Below are 16,440 nucleotides of genomic sequence, written 5' to 3'. Positions count from 1 at the left end.
GTGGGGCGGCTCTAGTACGTCAACTTCGATGATCGGCACGATGGCCGATCACCAGGTGAAGCGGACGCCGCCCGAATATCGGGCGTACCCGGGTTGTGCGAAGGTGACCGTGTGATCGTTGCGCATGTGTCCGCGACGATCCGCATTCAAAATATTGATGCCGTCGGCGAAGATGGTGACGCCCTTGCGGAACTCGTAGCTCGCGCTCGCATCCACCTGACCATAGGATTCCGTGTAGCTGGGATCGAAACCATAAGAGGCGAGGAAGCCTTGCCGCCAGTTGTAAGCGACTCGGGCCTGCAGGCCGTTCTTGTCATAGTAGAGGACCGCATTCGCACTGTCGCTGACGCCAGGCACCGCGAACTGGGTAACGGTGTAGCGAAGCGAGTTGTTGTACTTGGAGTCACTGTTTACGATCGTATAATTCAAGATGGCGCCGAAGCCAGTGTTCCAGAAATTATGCTGGACTGCGAACTCCCAGCCGTTGAGATGTGCGACACGGTCGCTGTTGCCTGGCTGGGTAAAGGTGAACTGCAGCGCCGGGTCCGTCGGCAGGCCCAAAATACCCCCGTTGTCGCCGCCTGCGGGCGCTGAATAGGCATTGGGATAGTTCGTCCGGATGTAGGCGAGGATCGACGAGAAGGGCGCATTGGCACCCAGCGCCGTCACGGCTGCCTGATAGGCCGCGCCTCGTGCCGGATTGGTCAAGCCGAACGCAGGCCCTTGGCTTGTGATGTTGCCAATGAAGTTGCTGACCCGTTTGCGGAAATAACCCACGGACACGTAACTGGAGGGGCCGTAATACCACTCAGCAGACAGATCGATGTTTTTCGAAAGATAGGGCCGAAGATTAGGGTTGCCGCTTCCGCCCGTGCCGCCGCCATCAGGCCGCGCGGGTGAATTGACGGTCAGACCACCCGCAAGCGAAGCGTAGTCTGCACGCGTGATCGTGTGGCTGTAGGCCGCGCGGAGCTTGAAGTTATGGATCGGCTCGACGTCGAAGTCCGCCGCCGGCAGCCAGAAATGATACTTGCCCCGCGACGTCAGGAACTGCGACTGCCCGTTGCTCGGTAGGATCCCGATTTCGTTGCCGCCGGTGTAGCGGGTACCGGACGGGATGTCCGTGAGCGCAGTGGAACTTACCTTGGTTCGTTCATAACGGATGCCGAGCCGCAAGTGGGCCGGGTTGTTGAACAGATCGAACACGTGCGTGGTCTGCACATAAGGCGAAACCGTCTTTTCACGGATGCGGCGGTCAACGGAATATTTCGCAAGGCACGTCCCTGCCCCGCCTGTCGTCGCGGAACAGATACCAAGGCTGCTGTTGAGTAGATTGATCAGGCCAGTGGTATCGATCTGGAAATATTGCGGAAGAATGGTCGAGGACTGCGATCCCGACATGCCCGCGAGGTCTGGACGCAACGAGCGAGGGATGAAAAGCGAGTCTGGCGTCGCCGCCGCGGACAGCGTTCCACCCCAAGTATCGTTCTGAATGAAGCCGTAAGCCGACCGCACCTTATTGTCGGTGTAGGTCGCGCCGAAGTCGAGACTCTTGATGAATGAGGCATCGAAGTCGAAGCCGCCCTTGAAGGCGACCTCATTGATGCGGTCCTTCATATAGGCATTGCGGAATGCGTTGCCGGCCGGACGGATGTTGGCAGGCGTGATTTCAGACCCCGGATACATGGTCGCCGAAATCACCGGCATGTCCTGGGAGAAATCGATTGTTTGGCTGCGAACGCCGTAGACTGCAGTACCGACTGCGATGTTGCTGCCATAAGGCGACGTCGGCTTGCTGACGGCAGTTGAATGGTGCGCGTCCAGTTCGGCGCGAAGACCGCTCGGCCCTTTCCACGAAAGGTTGCCCCCGATCGACTTGTTGATCGACCGATTCTTCGCCACCGCGCCGGTGATGGCCAAATCCTTTGCCTCTCCGGAGGTGAAGCGCTCAGTGTAGAACAGCGGACCGGCTGCTGGACCATCGGTCCAGCTGCTGGTGGTGTCGTTGCCGTTGAACCAGACGCCGATGCTGTTTGTGCGCGCGTCGATCGTGTTCTGCGAGAATGTGTAGTCAACGGTTGCGGTGAGCGAGTCGGTAGGCCGTGCCTGCAAAACTGCCTGTCCGTTGATGCGCTCGCGCGTGAAGTTGGTGAAGTCGTAACCGCCATTCTGCGGAACCTGATATACGTCGGTCGCGTCAGGCCGGTTCGTAATGTTGGCGTAACGCGGGTCACCTGGCTGTGCCAGGGACTCCCAGTTGTTTTCCGACCCCAGATAACCTTCACGCCAACCGCCCGTGAACTGCGCGACGCTAGCCTTGCGCTTCTGATAGGCGCCGGTAACCAAAATACCGATGCGGTTATCAGCGAAAGTATCGCTGATGATCCCCGACACTTCGGGCGTGATCGGGTGACCGTCGAAGCGGGACGTATCGTAGACGCCCTTGGCGGCGATGGACCCATGGAAACCAGGCCGGCTCAGCGGCTTGGGCGTGATGATATTGATCGCAGAACCGATCCCGCCGGTTGGCAGGCTGGCGCGACCTGACTTGTAGACTTCGACCGCGGCGATCCCTTCAGACGCCAGGTTCGCAAAATCGAAGCTGCGCGACGCCGGCGCGGAGCAGCAGTCGCCAAGCCCCGAAGCCGGCATTTGCCGTCCGTTCAAGAGAACCAGGTTGAATTCAGGCCCGAAGCCACGAACCGTGACCTTCGACCCCTCGCCGTTTGAGCGGTCGATCGACACACCGGTAATGCGTTGTAGCGACTCCGCGAGATTGGTGTCGGGAAACTTGCCGATTTCTTCAGCCGAAATGGCATCGACGACACCCTGCGCATTGCGCTTGATGTCCATCGAACGCTTGAGAGACCCACGGATGCCGGTGATCACGATATCCTGCGGCGGTGGGTTGGCCGCGGTCGTGTCGCCTGCTGGGGCCGGCGCGGGCTCGGGCTGCGTTTGCGCGATTGCGGCTTGCGGTGATGCCAGCGCGATCAGCGATACGCCGACGGTCAAACCACACAGCGCACGATTGCGATTGAACCGCATAATCCCCCTCTCCCGAACAGTCCGCTCTCTCCAGCGGTCAATAAGTTCTGATTGTGAACGTTCACTTTGTCAACTGCCAGGAATGTTATGCAGCGACTTGGAACGTTGACCTTCCCTGTCGCATCACACATCGAGGGAGCTGATGGTGACGACTTATCAGCGTGCAAAAAACCTTATGGAGGCGGACGTAGGCGACGAAATTGTCGCGCTCGACGTCGACGGCGGCACATGCTTCGGGTTCAATGATGTCGCCAGCTCCGTGTGGCGGAAACTTGCCGAGCCGACGCGATTCGAGATGCTGCGCGACGGGCTTCTCGCGGAATATGACGTCCCCAAGGATCAGTGCGAGGAGGAGTTGCGGACCCTGCTCGCGGATTTGGTGAACAAGGGGCTCGTCTCCTCATCGACTGAATGAGTGCGGAGCGAGGCGATCAAGTTGACCAATCCGTGGTCGAGTTGGGCGCCATTTTTCGGACGGGTCCAACGGAACACGTCTATGGCGTACAACAGCTCGATGACCGCAGCCCAGTGCTGTTTCGCGCTTCCCGCCCGGTCGATGATTCTGCCGCGATAGGTGTGCGCGAATAAGATCTCGACAGCCTCCGTTCCCTCCATGCGATGCAAAGAATGGCTTGGGCCGAACTCAAGGAGCACCACAGCTTTCATCGGCACCGGTTGCGCCGGAGGGAGAGGAACGTCGAACTTGTCAAAGCTTGGATCACCCGAAAAGCTTGGCTCGAAATGCCCCGGATTTCGCCCACTGGCGATCAGGGCATCCCGGCAAAGCCGCATTTTGCGAAGAGCCGGCTCGACCACGGCCAGGCCAGTCCGAAGTGGGCGGACCACACAAACGTCATCCGAAAGGACTGCGTAGCCACGGTCGTGGAACCGCGCTGCCAGCGTTGATTTGCCCGCGCCGGACTCGCCGACGAAAGCATAACCGCGTCCGTCGATCTCGATCGCATTAGCATGAAGAGGGAGGAGACCCCGCTGGTGCAACAGCGCCCCCATCGCTGAGCCGAGCAGATAAAGACGGACATTTTTTTCGGGTATGTTTGGCACCGGATCGACAATGATCTCGCGTCCCTCCCGGATGAGATAGCGTGCAACGCCCGGAACCGTGAGCACGACGCGGCCGTCGAGGGCATGAATGCCAATCTCTTGTGGCGGCAGGTCGAGCTTCTGAACAAGGATGGTGACATCCGCGCCACCTCTGTCTGCACAGCTCATTGCTTCGGGCAGCGGAATGTCGCTCGCGATGCTTAGTCCGAACAACCGATGGCGATGTTGCGGAGTGACGATCATCGCCAGCTTATTCGCTTTGTTCGACGCATCAGGCAAATAGGCTCCCATGGTTGGTTCTCCCGAATTCCAAGCTGTCGTCGAATGTTGCCGGCGGAACCTGCAGAAAAGCCATCCGATGCCCCTGCCCGCACAGATCGATTGGGCAAAGTTCTGCAAACTCGTGCGCTTCCACCGAATAGAGGGCTTGGTGCACAACGCCTTGCGGGGTGAGCGCTGCGTCCCCCGGCAGCTTGCCGTAGGTCTTCAAGAAGCCGCGAATTCAATAGCCGCGCTCAACTTACGGACCGCCGCCGCGTGCGGCTCGCTGTCTGAAGGTTTCAATTCAGCGGGAATTCCAGTTCTTTTTGTCAAGGGGCTAACATTGGGGACGCTGGCCTATGCCACCCCCACCATCAAGTCGGCGGTGGATGTCGATATCCTGATCGATCCCGCAGATCTGTCCCAGTCGGCAGTGATCTTGGAGGCTGCTGGTTTTCGGCTCATCGCACCATCGAGATTGCTGCACCGATGGCATCGCACCTGGAAAGAATCGATCTGGCGCCAGAATGATGGACTGCAGCTCGATCTGCACACGCGGCTCGTCGACAATCGGCTATGGCTTCCGAGCGTCGACGTTCACGCCGCCAAGCAAAGCGTGCGGGTTGTCGGTGACATCGTGCTGCCTACGCTCGCTAACGAACCGCTGTTCGCCTACCTCAGCGTCCATGGAGCAAGCTCAAGCTGGTTTCGTCTGAAGTGGATTTCCGACTTTGCCGCGTTCCTTTCGACGCAGAGCCCGGGATCGGTCGCGCGGTGCTACGAAGCCAGTAAAAAGGTTGGCGCTGGCCGGGCTGCTGGCCAAGCGTTGCTTTTGGCAGACGCCTTATTCCAATCCCTCGACGCCTCCCCCGAATTGCAGCGGCAGCTTCGCGCGGAGCCCGCCCTCTCCCGATCGTTCCGCCGGGCTCTGAAGCTTATAATGCAGGGTCCTCCAGAACCGACCGAGCGCTTGCTCGGCACCTGGCCGCTCCACGTGAACCAGCTCTTGCTCCAACCAGGCGTGCATCTCAAACTGACGCATCTTACCCAGCAAGCTGCACAAATTCTGACGCGGCTGAGGATTAATTACGGAATAGGCCGGGCCGGAGCCGCGCAGCTACCATGATGATCGTCGGCACAGCCATGGTCAGGAGAAGGTCTTTGAAGCCTTCCCCATATTGCTGGCCGGGGTCGGGCCATCGCTCCACCCAAATATCAACGGCCTCATTCCAGAGAATTACGGCGAGCAAGGAGAGCCATGGCAGCCACGTTGTGAGCGAGCGGCGAGCGACGAGGCCTATCAGCATCCAAATGATCACGCCGGCAAGGACGTGAAGAGCATCGTGTCCAATCGTCAGGGCATGCTCAACGAACAGCGTTCCCTGGTGCCACGAAGCCATTGCGGCTCCTGTTGCACGCCAAAAATCGTGAGCCATTCGTTCAACCGATAACGACGTGGCGAGTAGGCCGAAGGTCGGGCACCTGCGGACGCTGGGACCGTCGGCGCTCGGCCATCAGGGCGAGGCTCATCGCAAAGACGACGGAAAGAGTGGCCGTGCGAAGCGGGAACTCAACCAGGCTATGCGTCAACAAGGCCGCGCAAGCTATTGACCCCGCACGAGCGTAAGCTCCACCCTCGCCCCGTCCCCAAATGGCCCAGAACGCCTTGCCCCACCACATCAGGAAACACAGCAGAAGGACGAGACCGGGGAAGCCAAGCTCGAGCACAAGTTCGGCGTAGTCGTTATGTGCATGAACGACATACTCGCTCGTGACGTCTTCCGGCCGCTCATAGGTGCGGTAGACCTGCCGGAAGGATCCAAGTCCTGAGCCGAAAGGGAAATAGTCGCCGATGGCTTGGGAAGTCGTCCGCAGTATTTCGGCTCTGCTGGCGACGGATTCACGAGCGTCGCTGTTCACCTTGTCAGCGCCAATGGAGCTTGTCGACAAAAGCGCTAGCGCCCCAGCCAGCATCGCGATGACGGTCGCGGTGATTAGTCGTCGAGCAATCCGCGATGGGCGCAAGAGGATGAGCGCGCTGCCGGCGAAAACTACCGGCGTAAGCGCGAAAGCGGCGATCGACCCGTTGAGCACGATGCCGATCAGGATCAGAAGCGCAATGCCTGCGACGGCGGCGAATAATGCGACGGCGCGCTGCAAGCTGTGCTCGGCTCCGGCCCTGCCCAGAGCGGCGAGAAACGGAAGCGATATTACCAGCAACATCGCCATGTGATTGGCGTTCGCAAAAAAGCCCACCGCCGCGCCAATATTCGTCTCGGAATAAGGATACCATCGCGGCGCCGCCTGGGGACCGACGACTTGTAAAATGCCCAGGAGAACCGCGGCGACGGTGCCTGTTAACAGCGAAATAGCCAGCCAGCTTGCGCGGCAGGACCGAAGCCGAACAATTGCGCAGAACATCGCGAGCGGCGGGATGAGTGCCAGTACGCTGGCAAGGGATTTGTGGGGCGTAAGCGACAAGGGCTGTGCCGGAAGGGGTAGACCTAAAAGTCCAAAGTCGTGTGCGATCCTCTGTCGCACTCCTAACGCCCAGATCGAATTTGGTAGAGGGATTGATTGAATGGCGACGATCAAGAGTCCCGCGATCACCATCCATAATATGGGACGAGCGCTGCGTGGGAATACATCGTCGGAGGGCCATGCGGCGGCCGAAACGATGACAATCAGCCCTGCCAGCTGGAGAAGCGCATTTTGCCAAACGCCTTGAGCACTTCCCCCAAACACTACACATGCCAGCAAATAGGCTGGGGCAATGAAATCGCGAACCTTGTCAGACACCGGGCACGGCTTCCAGTTTCAGTCCGCCAATTGTCACATCGCTTTGCTGCGCGACATCCGCCGATGAGCCGGACAAGCGCAGCCATTGTGCGGGGCAGTTTGCGGGAACGACAAATCGCAGGCCATCTTTGGCCCCCTGACGAATGGTGACCGAAGCCAGGGCAGCCGCGCCCTTGTCGCACCATATTGACCAGGTAAGGCTGGCTTCGCCGGCGGTTTGCCCGCTCAGCAGCTCATAGCGAAGGCGGTAGGGCCCGGGTACAAGCGTCAGCAACTGGGTCGCAAGTATACCGTTTTCCTGACCGTAGTAGAGTACGTGCAGCCGACCTCCGGATTGCCGCTCGGCCAATCCCACTGAATTAGATGTAAGGGACCAATTGAAGGGCGGCGGAGACGCCTTGTCAGCGAATTGCGGGTCGTGAAGTGGTTCGTCGGTCGGTAGCTTGCCGGCGCGAGCCCAAATCGCCTTTGCCTGATGATATTGTCCGGCCTGAATCAGTGTATCCAGCAATCCCGGAAGCCACGGCGTGCTCCCGGACAATCCTTGTTTGTCTGCCAGCGCCAGCAGCGCAGGCACAGTTTCGACTCGCTTGCTCAATACTCGCAACGTCGGCTCGGCTAGTTCAGGATTATCCCGAAGCGTGGTCCTAAGTGCCGGCCAGTTCGCCGGACTGCTGGCGAACGACGCGAGATACGGTGCCGCGATTTGCCCGCCGTTGGGAGAAAGCCGTGCCAATGCCGCAATCTGCTTCAAGCCCGCGCCAATCCTGCCCTGGCGAACAAATTTATCCGCCAGGAAATATGCGGCGGGAAGCGATCGCGGATCGCGCCATTGCGCAGCCTCGAACGCTTGTTGAGCGCCGTCCGACTTGGCACCAAGCTCTAGCTGAACGCCGCGCACGAGATACGGTTCGGGTGCGAGTGGATCCTGCGCTGCGGCGCGAGCCAACAAGCCGTACGCCGATGCTGGTGCTGCCCCACCCGCCCGGGCAGCCAATGCTATTTGCGTCATCGCCGATGCGATCTCGACATCGGGATGGTCGCGCCAAAGCAGTGCGGCCGAGCCGGGTGCCCGCTGCGCGAGCATGCGAACGGCCGCATTCCTGACGATCACAACAGCAATCAGAAGCGCCGCCAAGACGGCTATGACACGCCGGCCAGTCATTGCTGCCGATCCCGGTTATTTTTCAGGCGTTGGCCTCGGCCGACTGCTTTCGTCCGTTCTGATCGTCATCCTCGCTGTCGTCGTGCGGGATCATCAGGATCTCGGTCTTTTTCAAGCGGCCCTTGGCCCCATAGCCGTAACCGTATCCATAGCCATAATTGCCGTAGCCGCCTGCGCTTTCAGTCGATTTGGTCAGCACTGCTCCGAGAACGTGGATCCCGCTGGTTTCGATACGATTGAGCGCTTCGATTGCCGCACGCGTGCGCGTCTTGCCGCCTTCGATCACGAACATCACATTTTCGGCCGCCGAAGCCAGTAAGGGCGCGTCCGCCAGACCCAGGGTCGGCGGGCCATCGATGATCACCAAATCAAATTGGTCGCGCGCCTCGCCGATTATCTTCCGAATGCGTCCCGTCGATAGAAGGTCCGCAGGATTGGGTGGCAGCGGTCCGCTTGGCAGCAGCCATAGATTGTCATGCTGGGTTTGGACGACGTGACTTTCGAGATTATCTTCCGTCGTGAGAAGCTTGCTGAGACCGATCCGATCGGTGGCCGCCTTGAATGCGGGTCGCCGGAGATCGCTGTCGATCAGCAGTACCCGGCGCTCCCGACGCGCAAAATTCTGGGCGATGGCGAGGGCCGACGATGATTTGCCTTCCGATGAGCGCGTGCTCGTGACCAGCAGCACCTTTGGCATCCCTGCTTCGGTACTGAAGCGAAGCGCGGCGACAATTGCCGAATAGGCTTCGGACACAATCGACGTTGGATTTCTGAGGTCGTCCACGAAGCTCCCGCGCGCGGAGGTCTTGGGTACAGACCCTAGGCACGCGAGCGCCAACTTACGCCGCACATCTTCACGGCTCTTAATCGTGTCGTTCGCAAATTCGAGCCCGATGGCGCTCGCAATGCCAGCGAGAAACCCGAGGCCGAGGCCGACGAGCAGGTTGAGAAGCAAATTGGGTTTGAATGGCAGGGTCGGCGTCTGGGCACGATCAACGATTGAGACCGGCGCCGTGCCGACGCCGCCGGCGACACCGATCTCCTTGTACCGCTGCAGGAGCGCGTCATACAGGCTGCGATTGGTGTCAACCTCCCGCTGCAGGATCGTGTACTGGATGCTCCGACCGCGCAGGTTCAGTACATCGCCTTTCAGCGCGGCGACCCGACCCTGCAGGGCACGCTCCGCGGAGACGGCACCGCGATAATCGGCCAACAGCCCGTTGATCCTGCCTGACGAGGCCTGCGACATCTGGCTTGAAATCTGGCGTTGCAGCTCGGCGATCTGCGCTTGAAGGCTCTGCATCTCCGGATGCTCGGGCTTCATGAATTCACGCTTCTGCTGATAGTCGCCCTGCAGCTTGGCCAGTTCCTGGCGCAGCGGCTGAACGGCGCTGTTGACCTCCGACGTCGGCCCCGTCGCCAGCGCCTGCCGATACGCCCCCTCCGCCGCAATCCGCCGCGCGGTCGCGGCAGCCAGTGCGCTGTTCAGCTGGACCAGCGACTCTCCTTGCAGTGAATTGGTGTCGCTACTGCCGGTCTGCTTCTCGGCGGTACCACCCGCGGTGTTGATGATGCCTTGCTGTTGGGCATAGGCGACGACGGCGCGTTCCGAGCGCTCGAGGTCGCTGCGAGTTTTGCTGATCTGCCGTTCAAGGAAGTTTCGCGCATAAGCCGATGCTTCGTAGCGACGCTGCAACGCGGTATTGATGAAGCTGTCCGCGACCCCGTTCGCGATCAACGCGGCAAGCTGGGGGGATGTCGAGTCATAGGTGAACTTGATCAGCTGCCCTTCCTCGGGAGCCGTTACCTTCAGTCCACCGGTCACGGCGCCCGTCGCGGCACGTAGCCTCGTTGAGGCATCGACGTCTTGTGAGACCACGTCCGGATTATTGGCGAGGTTCAATTCCTGCGCGGTCCGCTCCGCCACGGCACGGCTGCCAAGCAACCCCACCTGGGTCGCGATGAAGTCGTAACTATTCGTGATCTCATTATTTTGCTGTCGGGTCTGCTCGTCGCTTACCGACACCGTCGGCGGGTTTGCCTCCAGTGTGACGCTCGCGCGGTAAACCGGCTTGGTCAGCATCGAGAACAAGATGGCGCCCGCGAGGCCGAGGGCTACAGCGGACAGCAGCAGCCACCGCCAATGGTGAATGATCCGGAGCAGGGTCGGCAGGTCCAGGATTGCTGCCGCGGAATAGCTGCGCTGGCCGGCGCCAGTATTGTGGCCGGTCCCAGTGTGCGGCGCGACGGGCCACTGGCCTTGGGATTGACGACGACGTTCGTATTCACCGTTAAGGCGCCCTTCTCAAAGCGGGCCGAAAATCGATAGCAGCGGAATGCTCTGCAGAATCTTCTTCTGCGCGGCTTTCACGGAAGAGCCATCGACCACAATAATGTCTCCAGGATAAATCGTCGGGTCGGGGACCTGCCCGCGGCGGATGGACGTCAGATCGAACGCGGCGGCTTGCCGCTTGCCGCCGACCGTCCGAAATACGGCGACCCGCCTCGCGTTCGCGTCCTCGGTGGTCCCCTTCGCCATGGCGATCGCCTGGATAAGGGACACGGTCCCCCCGACCGGGTACGACCCGCCCTCCTTCACTGCCCCATCGATTGTCACCACGTGCGCGGTGGACGATTTGATGGCGACACTCACGTCCGGATGTTCGAGATACTTGGTCCCGAGTTTCTCGGTCAGCTGCTGATCGAGCTGCTCGGTCGTCAGGTTCGCGGCGTAGATTTGCCCGATCAATGGCATGGATATGTTGCCGGCGAGATCCACGTCGTAATCGCCCGAAAGGTCGTTCATCCGGAAGACCTTGACCGACAGTTTGTCCATCGGCGCTATGCGGTAATTGGCGCCTAGTGTCTGGAATTTGACCTCGTCAGGAGCGGCGAGCGGCCGGTCATAGGGTATCGTGCCTCCGCGGGTGTCGGCACAGGCAGCCAGCGCGAATAGTGAAAGTGAAGCTGCGAAGGCGCGGCAGAGCGAAGAACAAGACACAGAAACGCTCCCGCGCAAAAACGACTTGCCCGCGACCAACCGGGCAATGTCCCATGGAATTCGTCCATCATGACTATTCCGCGGTGTGAGGCAAATCAATCAGCCTGGGATCGCGTGTCCAACAGCCAGCGTTCCGTCCCTTCGATCCCCAGCGCCGTCAGCACCCCACTCCGGTAGGCGCCCGTGTCAATGCCGATGCGGTTTGGCCGCTGTTCGACTTCTGCCGTGATCGTATGGCCGTGAACGACGACGAAGCCATGATCGCTGTCGTCGAGCAGGAATGGCTCACGAATCCACCGCATGTCCGCTTGCGTCTGCTCGTCAATCGCGATCCCGGGCCGAATGCCCGCATGGACGCAGAGGTAATCACCGAACTGACAACTGTCGGCAAAGGAGCGAAGGAAATGCACGTGCTCCTTCGGAATGGCGCGGCGGACGATCGCAAGCGCCTCACCGTGATTGGCATGTCGTAAAGCTTGAGGATCGACACCGTAACTCTCGAGGCACTCCGTCCCGCCGAAAGTGCGCCAGTTGGCAATCAGCGCACCTTCCCCTTCGAGAATCCGTAGCAAGACCTCCTCGTGATTGCCGAGCAAGAAGACCGTTTCGATACCGGCCCGTCTGTACGTGCGCAGCCGCTCCAACACCTGTGCGGAGCTAGGACCACGATCGATCAAATCTCCGACGAAGATGATCGTCGTCTTGGGAGCGGGATGGCGCTGCAATTCGGAATGGATCCGCGCCAGCAAATTCTCGAGCAAATCGAGTCGGCCGTGCACGTCGCCGATGACATAGGCCCGGTGGCCAGCGGGACCCGATGGTGGCACGTCCCGATCAAATGCTGGGCTACCCATGGCTTAGCGCGACATCGGAGAGTGCCTCGAGGTAAGCATTGATAACGCGCTTCTCTCCGAAGCTCTCTGCAACCGTTTCACGCGCTGCAGCACCCATCGCAAAGCGACTGGCGGCCGGCAGGGCTGCCAGCTTGATCATCGCATTGGCGAGAGAAAGTGGGTCGCGCACGGTGCAAAGATAACCATTCAGACCGTCTTTCACCACGGCACGACAGCCGGGAACGTCGGTCGCAATCAGTGGCCGGGCCATTGCGCCGGCTTCCAGCAGTGAGCGCGGCAAGCCCTCCCGATAGGATGGCAGTGCCACTGCCCAGGCGCCGGCGATGTAAGGCCGGACGTCTTCAGTGGTTCCGCAATACTCCAAAGTACCGTCGCGAACCCACTCCTGGAGCTGCCCGCGGCCGATGGCCGTGCGATTGCCCTCGTCGACGGGCCCCAGCAATTGGAAGCGTGCGCCGGGGACCTGCCTGCGGACGTGGCGGGCCGCCTCGGCGAACTCAAAAATCCCTTTATCGCGCAACATGCGGCCAACGAGCAGGAAAGTCGGTGGCCCTTCCGGCATGAGAGCGGGCGTAAAGCGATCGAGATCGACGCCGGAACCGGGAAGAACTTGCGTTCGCGCTGTGCCGACGATGCGCCGTTCGACGAACAGGTTTCGGTCCTCGCTATTCTGGAAAAATACCTTGGCCGCCCGCCTGAAACCCCAGCGGTACAAAGGAGTCACAATCTGCTGCAATCCTCCGTTACCGATGAAGGCCGTGCCGAGACCGCTCACGTTGGGAAAGGCCGGGATGCCACAGGACGCGGCGGCCCGTGCCCCGTAGATGTTCGGCTTGATTGTGAAGCTCATGTATGCCGCTGGTCGAAGCCGCCGCAGAAGCCTTCGGTAGTCGTATAACAATCGAAGATCTGCAACTGGGTTCATTCCGGAACGGTCGATTTTTACCTCAATGCGGTCGACATCGAGCGCTTCCATCCGGCTCGCTGCTTCCGGATCCTGAGGGGCGATAACAACCGGCTCGTAATCAGCGGCGCGTAGGCCAGCGACCAATCCCGCCCGAAAATTGGCGATGTTCCAATTGCTGTTGGCGGACAGGACGACCCTGCGGGAAGAGATTGCTATTCTCTCAGGCGCTGAGAAGCTGAAAGCGTGGGATCTCGACGTCGAAAGCCGTGCCGTTCTCGTCGACCATGCGGTACGTACCGCTCATCGATCCTGCCGGCGTGTCGAGTGGACATCCCGAAACATAATCGAAGCTCGCGCCCGGAGCGATCAGCGGCATTTCGCCCACAACGCCCTCGCCGACGACCTCGTGCACCGTCCCGCGTCCGTCGATGATCGTCCAGCTGCGCGACAGCAGCTGCACTGCGACTTCACCACCATTCTCGATCCGGACATGGTACGACCAGAACCACCGATCGCTCGTAGGATCGGACTGCTCGACCAAATAACTGACCGCCACGCGCACCGCGATGCCGCGGGTTACCGCGACGTTGGGAAAGAGCATGGCCAGCGTATCGATCGTCACCAGCCAAGCCTAAGCGAGACCGCCCGCGCGGCGCAACCGCTCAACGAGCCTCCCTCGCGCATCGGCGACAGGGCGCGAGCGGTCGTTGAGAACATCACGCAAGAGGAAGTGACCGGTCAGGTCCAAGCCGTCGGCGATGTCCTCCCATGAAGCGCGACCCCCAGCGCGGACGAATGCGGGAAGCGGTAGCAGCTTTCCGGTATAGGGCTCCGCCTCTGCGGCACTGACTGCGCGCCCCGACTTCGGGCTGACCGCAACGAGGTCGTCGTTCGCCCCAGTCACGGCACATCGCTCAAGGTCGAGGCCAAACCCGAGTTCGGCTAGCAGGAGCAGCTCATATCTGACCAGCGCGACACCCCAGCCGTTCGCGGACGGCGACGCTTCGATTGCATCGAGCAAACCTTCGAACGCCTGATACAGCAGTGGGTATGGCTGCCCCTCAGGCAACGCACTCGCCGTGAGCACCGTCGCCCACTCGATCGCCGCCGCGGGCAGCGGTTCTGACAGCAACGGACCGCGACTGTGCACCAACTCGATCTCCGCCTGCGGTAATTGAGCCTCGGTCCGCGCCGAAAGGCGCGCATCGACGACGTTGCCCGCGATGAGCACCGGTCGCATTCGCCGGCCGCGCGCGCCGCGCACGTAAGCAGCAATCAGCCCCTGCTCCGGTGTCATTAGCCGTACGATCGCACCATGCTCGCCGTGATTGCGAAGAGCGCAGACGATCGCGGCGGTCTCGCTCCTCATCCGCGCGGGTGGAAGTAGTCGTACACCTGCCGTGCGGTCGCGCGACTGATGCCTGGCGCTTTCTCGAGATCCTCCAGTGCCGCACCCTTTACCGCCCGCGCTGTCCCGAAGTGCATCAGCAAGGCGCGCTTGCGGTTCGGTCCGATGCCGGGAACCTCGTCCAGCGTCGAAGTCGTCAGGCTCTTCGCGCGCTTCGCCCGGTGTGTGCCAATCGCGAAGCGGTGCGCCTCGTCGCGCAGCCGCTGCAAATAGAAGAGGATCGCGGAGTTGGTCGGGAAGGTGATCTCGCGTCCGCCCGGAAGGTGAAACACTTCGCGCCCCTCGCGTCCGTGGTGCGGGCCTTTGGCAACCCCGACGACCGGCACGTCATGGACACCCATCTCCTCCATGACCTCGCAGACCGCTGACAGCTGGCCCTTGCCGCCATCGATCAACACAAGATCCGGCCACTCGCCGGTCTGACGATCCGGGTCTTCCTTCTCCAGTCGTGCGAAGCGCCGCTCCAGCACTTCGCGCATCATCCCAAAATCGTCGTTGGTCTGTGCCGCCTTGATATTGAACTTGCGGTAGTTGTTCTTGCGGAAGCCCTCCGGCCCGGCGACGATCATCGCGCCGGTCGCATTAGTGCCCATGATGTGGCTGTTGTCGTAGACTTCGATGCGCTTGGGTACGTCGCTTAGCTCGAACGTATCGGCAAGTTCGCGGAGCACCTTGGTCTGCGTCGTGGTCTCGGCCATTCGCCTGTCGAGCGCTTCTTCAGCATTGCGCTTGGCCTGCTCCAGCAGCTTACGCCGCGCGCCACGCTGTGGAATCTCGATGACGACCTTACGCTCGGCCCGCTCCGACAGCGCTTCCTCGAGCAGTTCGCGATCAGCCAGCTCGCGGTCGACGAGGATACGCCGTGGCGGCGGCATGTCTTCATAGAACTGGACCAGAAAGGTTGAGAGAACCTCGGTTTCCGGAACGTCGTTTGTGTGAGCGGGGAAGAAGGCACGATGACCCCAGTTTTGCCCACCGCGAATGAAAAATGCCTGGATAGAGACCGTGCCCGCCTTGCAAGCCAGCGCGAAGACGTCGGCATCGCCCAGGCCCTCGGCATGCACCGTCTGGCTGCCTTGGATGTAGGTCAGCGCACGCAGCCGGTCGCGATAGACGGCCGCCAGCTCGTAATCCCGCTTCTCCGCGGCCTCGGCCATCAGCCGCGAGAGCTTCGTCTGAACCCCCGTGGATTTGCCGGACAGGAATTCCTTCGCCTCATCGACCAGTTCGTCATAGTCAGGCTCGTCGATCCGGCCGACACAGGGCGCCGAGCATCGCTTGATTTGGTAGAGCAGACAAGGCCGCGAGCGGTTGGCAAAAAAGCTGTCGGAACAGCTGCGTAGCAGGAACAGCTTCTGGAGCGCATTAAGCGTCCGCGTTACCGAACCGGCGCTGGCGAACGGTCCGTAGTACTGACCCTTGATCCGCCGCGCGCCGCGATGCTTCTGGACACGAGGGAATTTATGATCCTCGCGCAGCAGGATGAACGGGAAGCTTTTGTCGTCGCGCAGCAGCACGTTGTACGGCGGCCGGAAGCGCTTGATCAGCTGCGCTTCCAGCAGCAGCGCCTCCGCCTCGGTGCGCGTCGTGACGATGGTCATCGAGCGCGTCTGCGACACCATCCGCTGCAGGCGCTTCGGCAGCCGCGCGACCTGCGTGTAGCTCGTCACCCGGTTCTTCAGCGTCCGCGCCTTGCCGACATAGAGCACGTCCCCGCGCGCGTCCTGCATCCGGTAGACGCCGGGGCGGACCGGCAGCGTCTTCAGCACCTCGCGGATCGCCGCCACACCAGCGTCGAGGTCGGGCGCCCCCTCGCCGCGCACGGCGTACGTCGCCTGGTCCTCGTTGAAGCGCTCGGCGGAATTCGGATGAGCCGGACGGTCGGCCGGTGTTCGATTCATCTTCGCTATCTAGGCGGTGCCGCCCCGCCCTTCC

The 16,440-nt window shown here is 61.1% G+C and carries 14 protein-coding genes; 2 read left to right on the top strand and 12 right to left on the bottom strand.

The features are described from left to right. Positions 1 to 48: 48 nt before the first annotated feature. Positions 49 to 3,048 carry a TonB-dependent receptor gene (locus QU596_RS01185; protein ID WP_308516508.1) on the bottom strand — a complete coding sequence of 1,000 codons (3,000 nt, stop codon included), beginning with the start codon at positions 3,046 to 3,048 and terminating at the stop codon, positions 49 to 51. Positions 3,049 to 3,190: 142 nt separating this feature from the next. Between QU596_RS01185 and QU596_RS01180 the strand changes: the two genes are divergently transcribed. Next, positions 3,191 to 3,463: a PqqD family protein gene (locus QU596_RS01180; RefSeq protein ID WP_308516507.1), complete on the top strand. Its 273-nt coding sequence runs from the start codon at positions 3,191 to 3,193 to the stop codon at positions 3,461 to 3,463. Here the strand turns inward: QU596_RS01180 and QU596_RS01175 are convergent. Next, positions 3,388 to 4,401 (bottom strand): hypothetical protein, encoded by a 1,014-nt coding sequence (locus QU596_RS01175; RefSeq protein WP_308516506.1) that lies wholly within the window; start codon positions 4,399 to 4,401, stop codon positions 3,388 to 3,390. The two genes, QU596_RS01180 and QU596_RS01175, sit on opposite strands and share 76 nt — an antisense overlap. Between QU596_RS01175 and QU596_RS01170 the strand changes: the two genes are divergently transcribed. Further along, positions 4,400 to 5,497 (top strand): nucleotidyltransferase family protein, encoded by a 1,098-nt coding sequence (locus QU596_RS01170; RefSeq protein ID WP_308516505.1) that lies wholly within the window; start codon positions 4,400 to 4,402, stop codon positions 5,495 to 5,497. The genes QU596_RS01175 and QU596_RS01170 overlap by 2 nt on opposite strands. Here QU596_RS01170 and QU596_RS01165 read toward each other — a convergent pair. The 10 genes from QU596_RS01165 to uvrC all read right to left on the bottom strand — a co-directional run bounded on the left by QU596_RS01165 (position 5,454) and on the right by uvrC (position 16,406). Next, on the bottom strand, positions 5,454 to 5,771 hold the full coding sequence (locus tag QU596_RS01165; RefSeq protein WP_308516504.1) for a hypothetical protein: 318 nt from the start codon (positions 5,769 to 5,771) through the stop codon (positions 5,454 to 5,456). The genes QU596_RS01170 and QU596_RS01165 overlap by 44 nt on opposite strands. Positions 5,772 to 5,811: 40 nt before the next feature. Continuing rightward, positions 5,812 to 6,600, bottom strand: coding sequence for an O-antigen ligase family protein (locus QU596_RS01160; RefSeq protein ID WP_308516503.1), 789 nt, complete (start codon positions 6,598 to 6,600; stop codon positions 5,812 to 5,814). Between the two features lie 562 nt (positions 6,601 to 7,162). Continuing rightward, a complete protein-coding gene (locus QU596_RS01155) occupies positions 7,163 to 8,257 on the bottom strand; it encodes a tetratricopeptide repeat protein (protein WP_308516502.1) in 1,095 nt (364 codons plus the stop codon). A gap of 100 nt (positions 8,258 to 8,357) precedes the next feature. Further along, on the bottom strand, positions 8,358 to 10,463 hold the full coding sequence (locus QU596_RS01150; protein WP_420030992.1) for a GumC family protein: 2,106 nt from the start codon (positions 10,461 to 10,463) through the stop codon (positions 8,358 to 8,360). Positions 10,464 to 10,640: 177 nt separating this feature from the next. Then, positions 10,641 to 11,336, bottom strand: coding sequence for a polysaccharide biosynthesis/export family protein (locus QU596_RS01145; RefSeq protein WP_308516501.1), 696 nt, complete (start codon positions 11,334 to 11,336; stop codon positions 10,641 to 10,643). A 95-nt stretch (positions 11,337 to 11,431) separates the two neighbouring features. Further along, positions 11,432 to 12,190, bottom strand: coding sequence for a metallophosphoesterase (locus tag QU596_RS01140; RefSeq protein ID WP_308516500.1), 759 nt, complete (start codon positions 12,188 to 12,190; stop codon positions 11,432 to 11,434). Next, on the bottom strand, positions 12,183 to 13,286 hold the full coding sequence (locus QU596_RS01135; protein ID WP_308518016.1) for a glycosyltransferase family 4 protein: 1,104 nt from the start codon (positions 13,284 to 13,286) through the stop codon (positions 12,183 to 12,185). The genes QU596_RS01140 and QU596_RS01135 overlap by 8 nt, the downstream gene beginning before the upstream one ends. Before the next feature lie 31 nt (positions 13,287 to 13,317). Next, entirely contained in the window at positions 13,318 to 13,698 is a 381-nt protein-coding gene (apaG, locus tag QU596_RS01130; RefSeq protein ID WP_420030991.1) for a Co2+/Mg2+ efflux protein ApaG, read from the bottom strand. Positions 13,699 to 13,728: 30 nt separating this feature from the next. Then, on the bottom strand, positions 13,729 to 14,466 hold the full coding sequence (gene recO, locus QU596_RS01125; RefSeq protein WP_308516499.1) for a DNA repair protein RecO: 738 nt from the start codon (positions 14,464 to 14,466) through the stop codon (positions 13,729 to 13,731). Next, positions 14,463 to 16,406 carry an excinuclease ABC subunit UvrC gene (uvrC, locus tag QU596_RS01120; protein ID WP_308516497.1) on the bottom strand — a complete coding sequence of 648 codons (1,944 nt, stop codon included), beginning with the start codon at positions 16,404 to 16,406 and terminating at the stop codon, positions 14,463 to 14,465. The genes recO and uvrC overlap by 4 nt, the downstream gene beginning before the upstream one ends. Positions 16,407 to 16,440 lie beyond the last annotated feature (34 nt).

The sequence above is a fragment of the Sphingomonas flavescens genome, assembly GCF_030866745.1.
GTDB lineage: Bacteria > Pseudomonadota > Alphaproteobacteria > Sphingomonadales > Sphingomonadaceae > Sphingomicrobium > Sphingomicrobium flavescens.
Note: the sequence above shows the minus strand (reverse complement) of the source record. Positions and strands in the feature narration are given on the sequence as shown.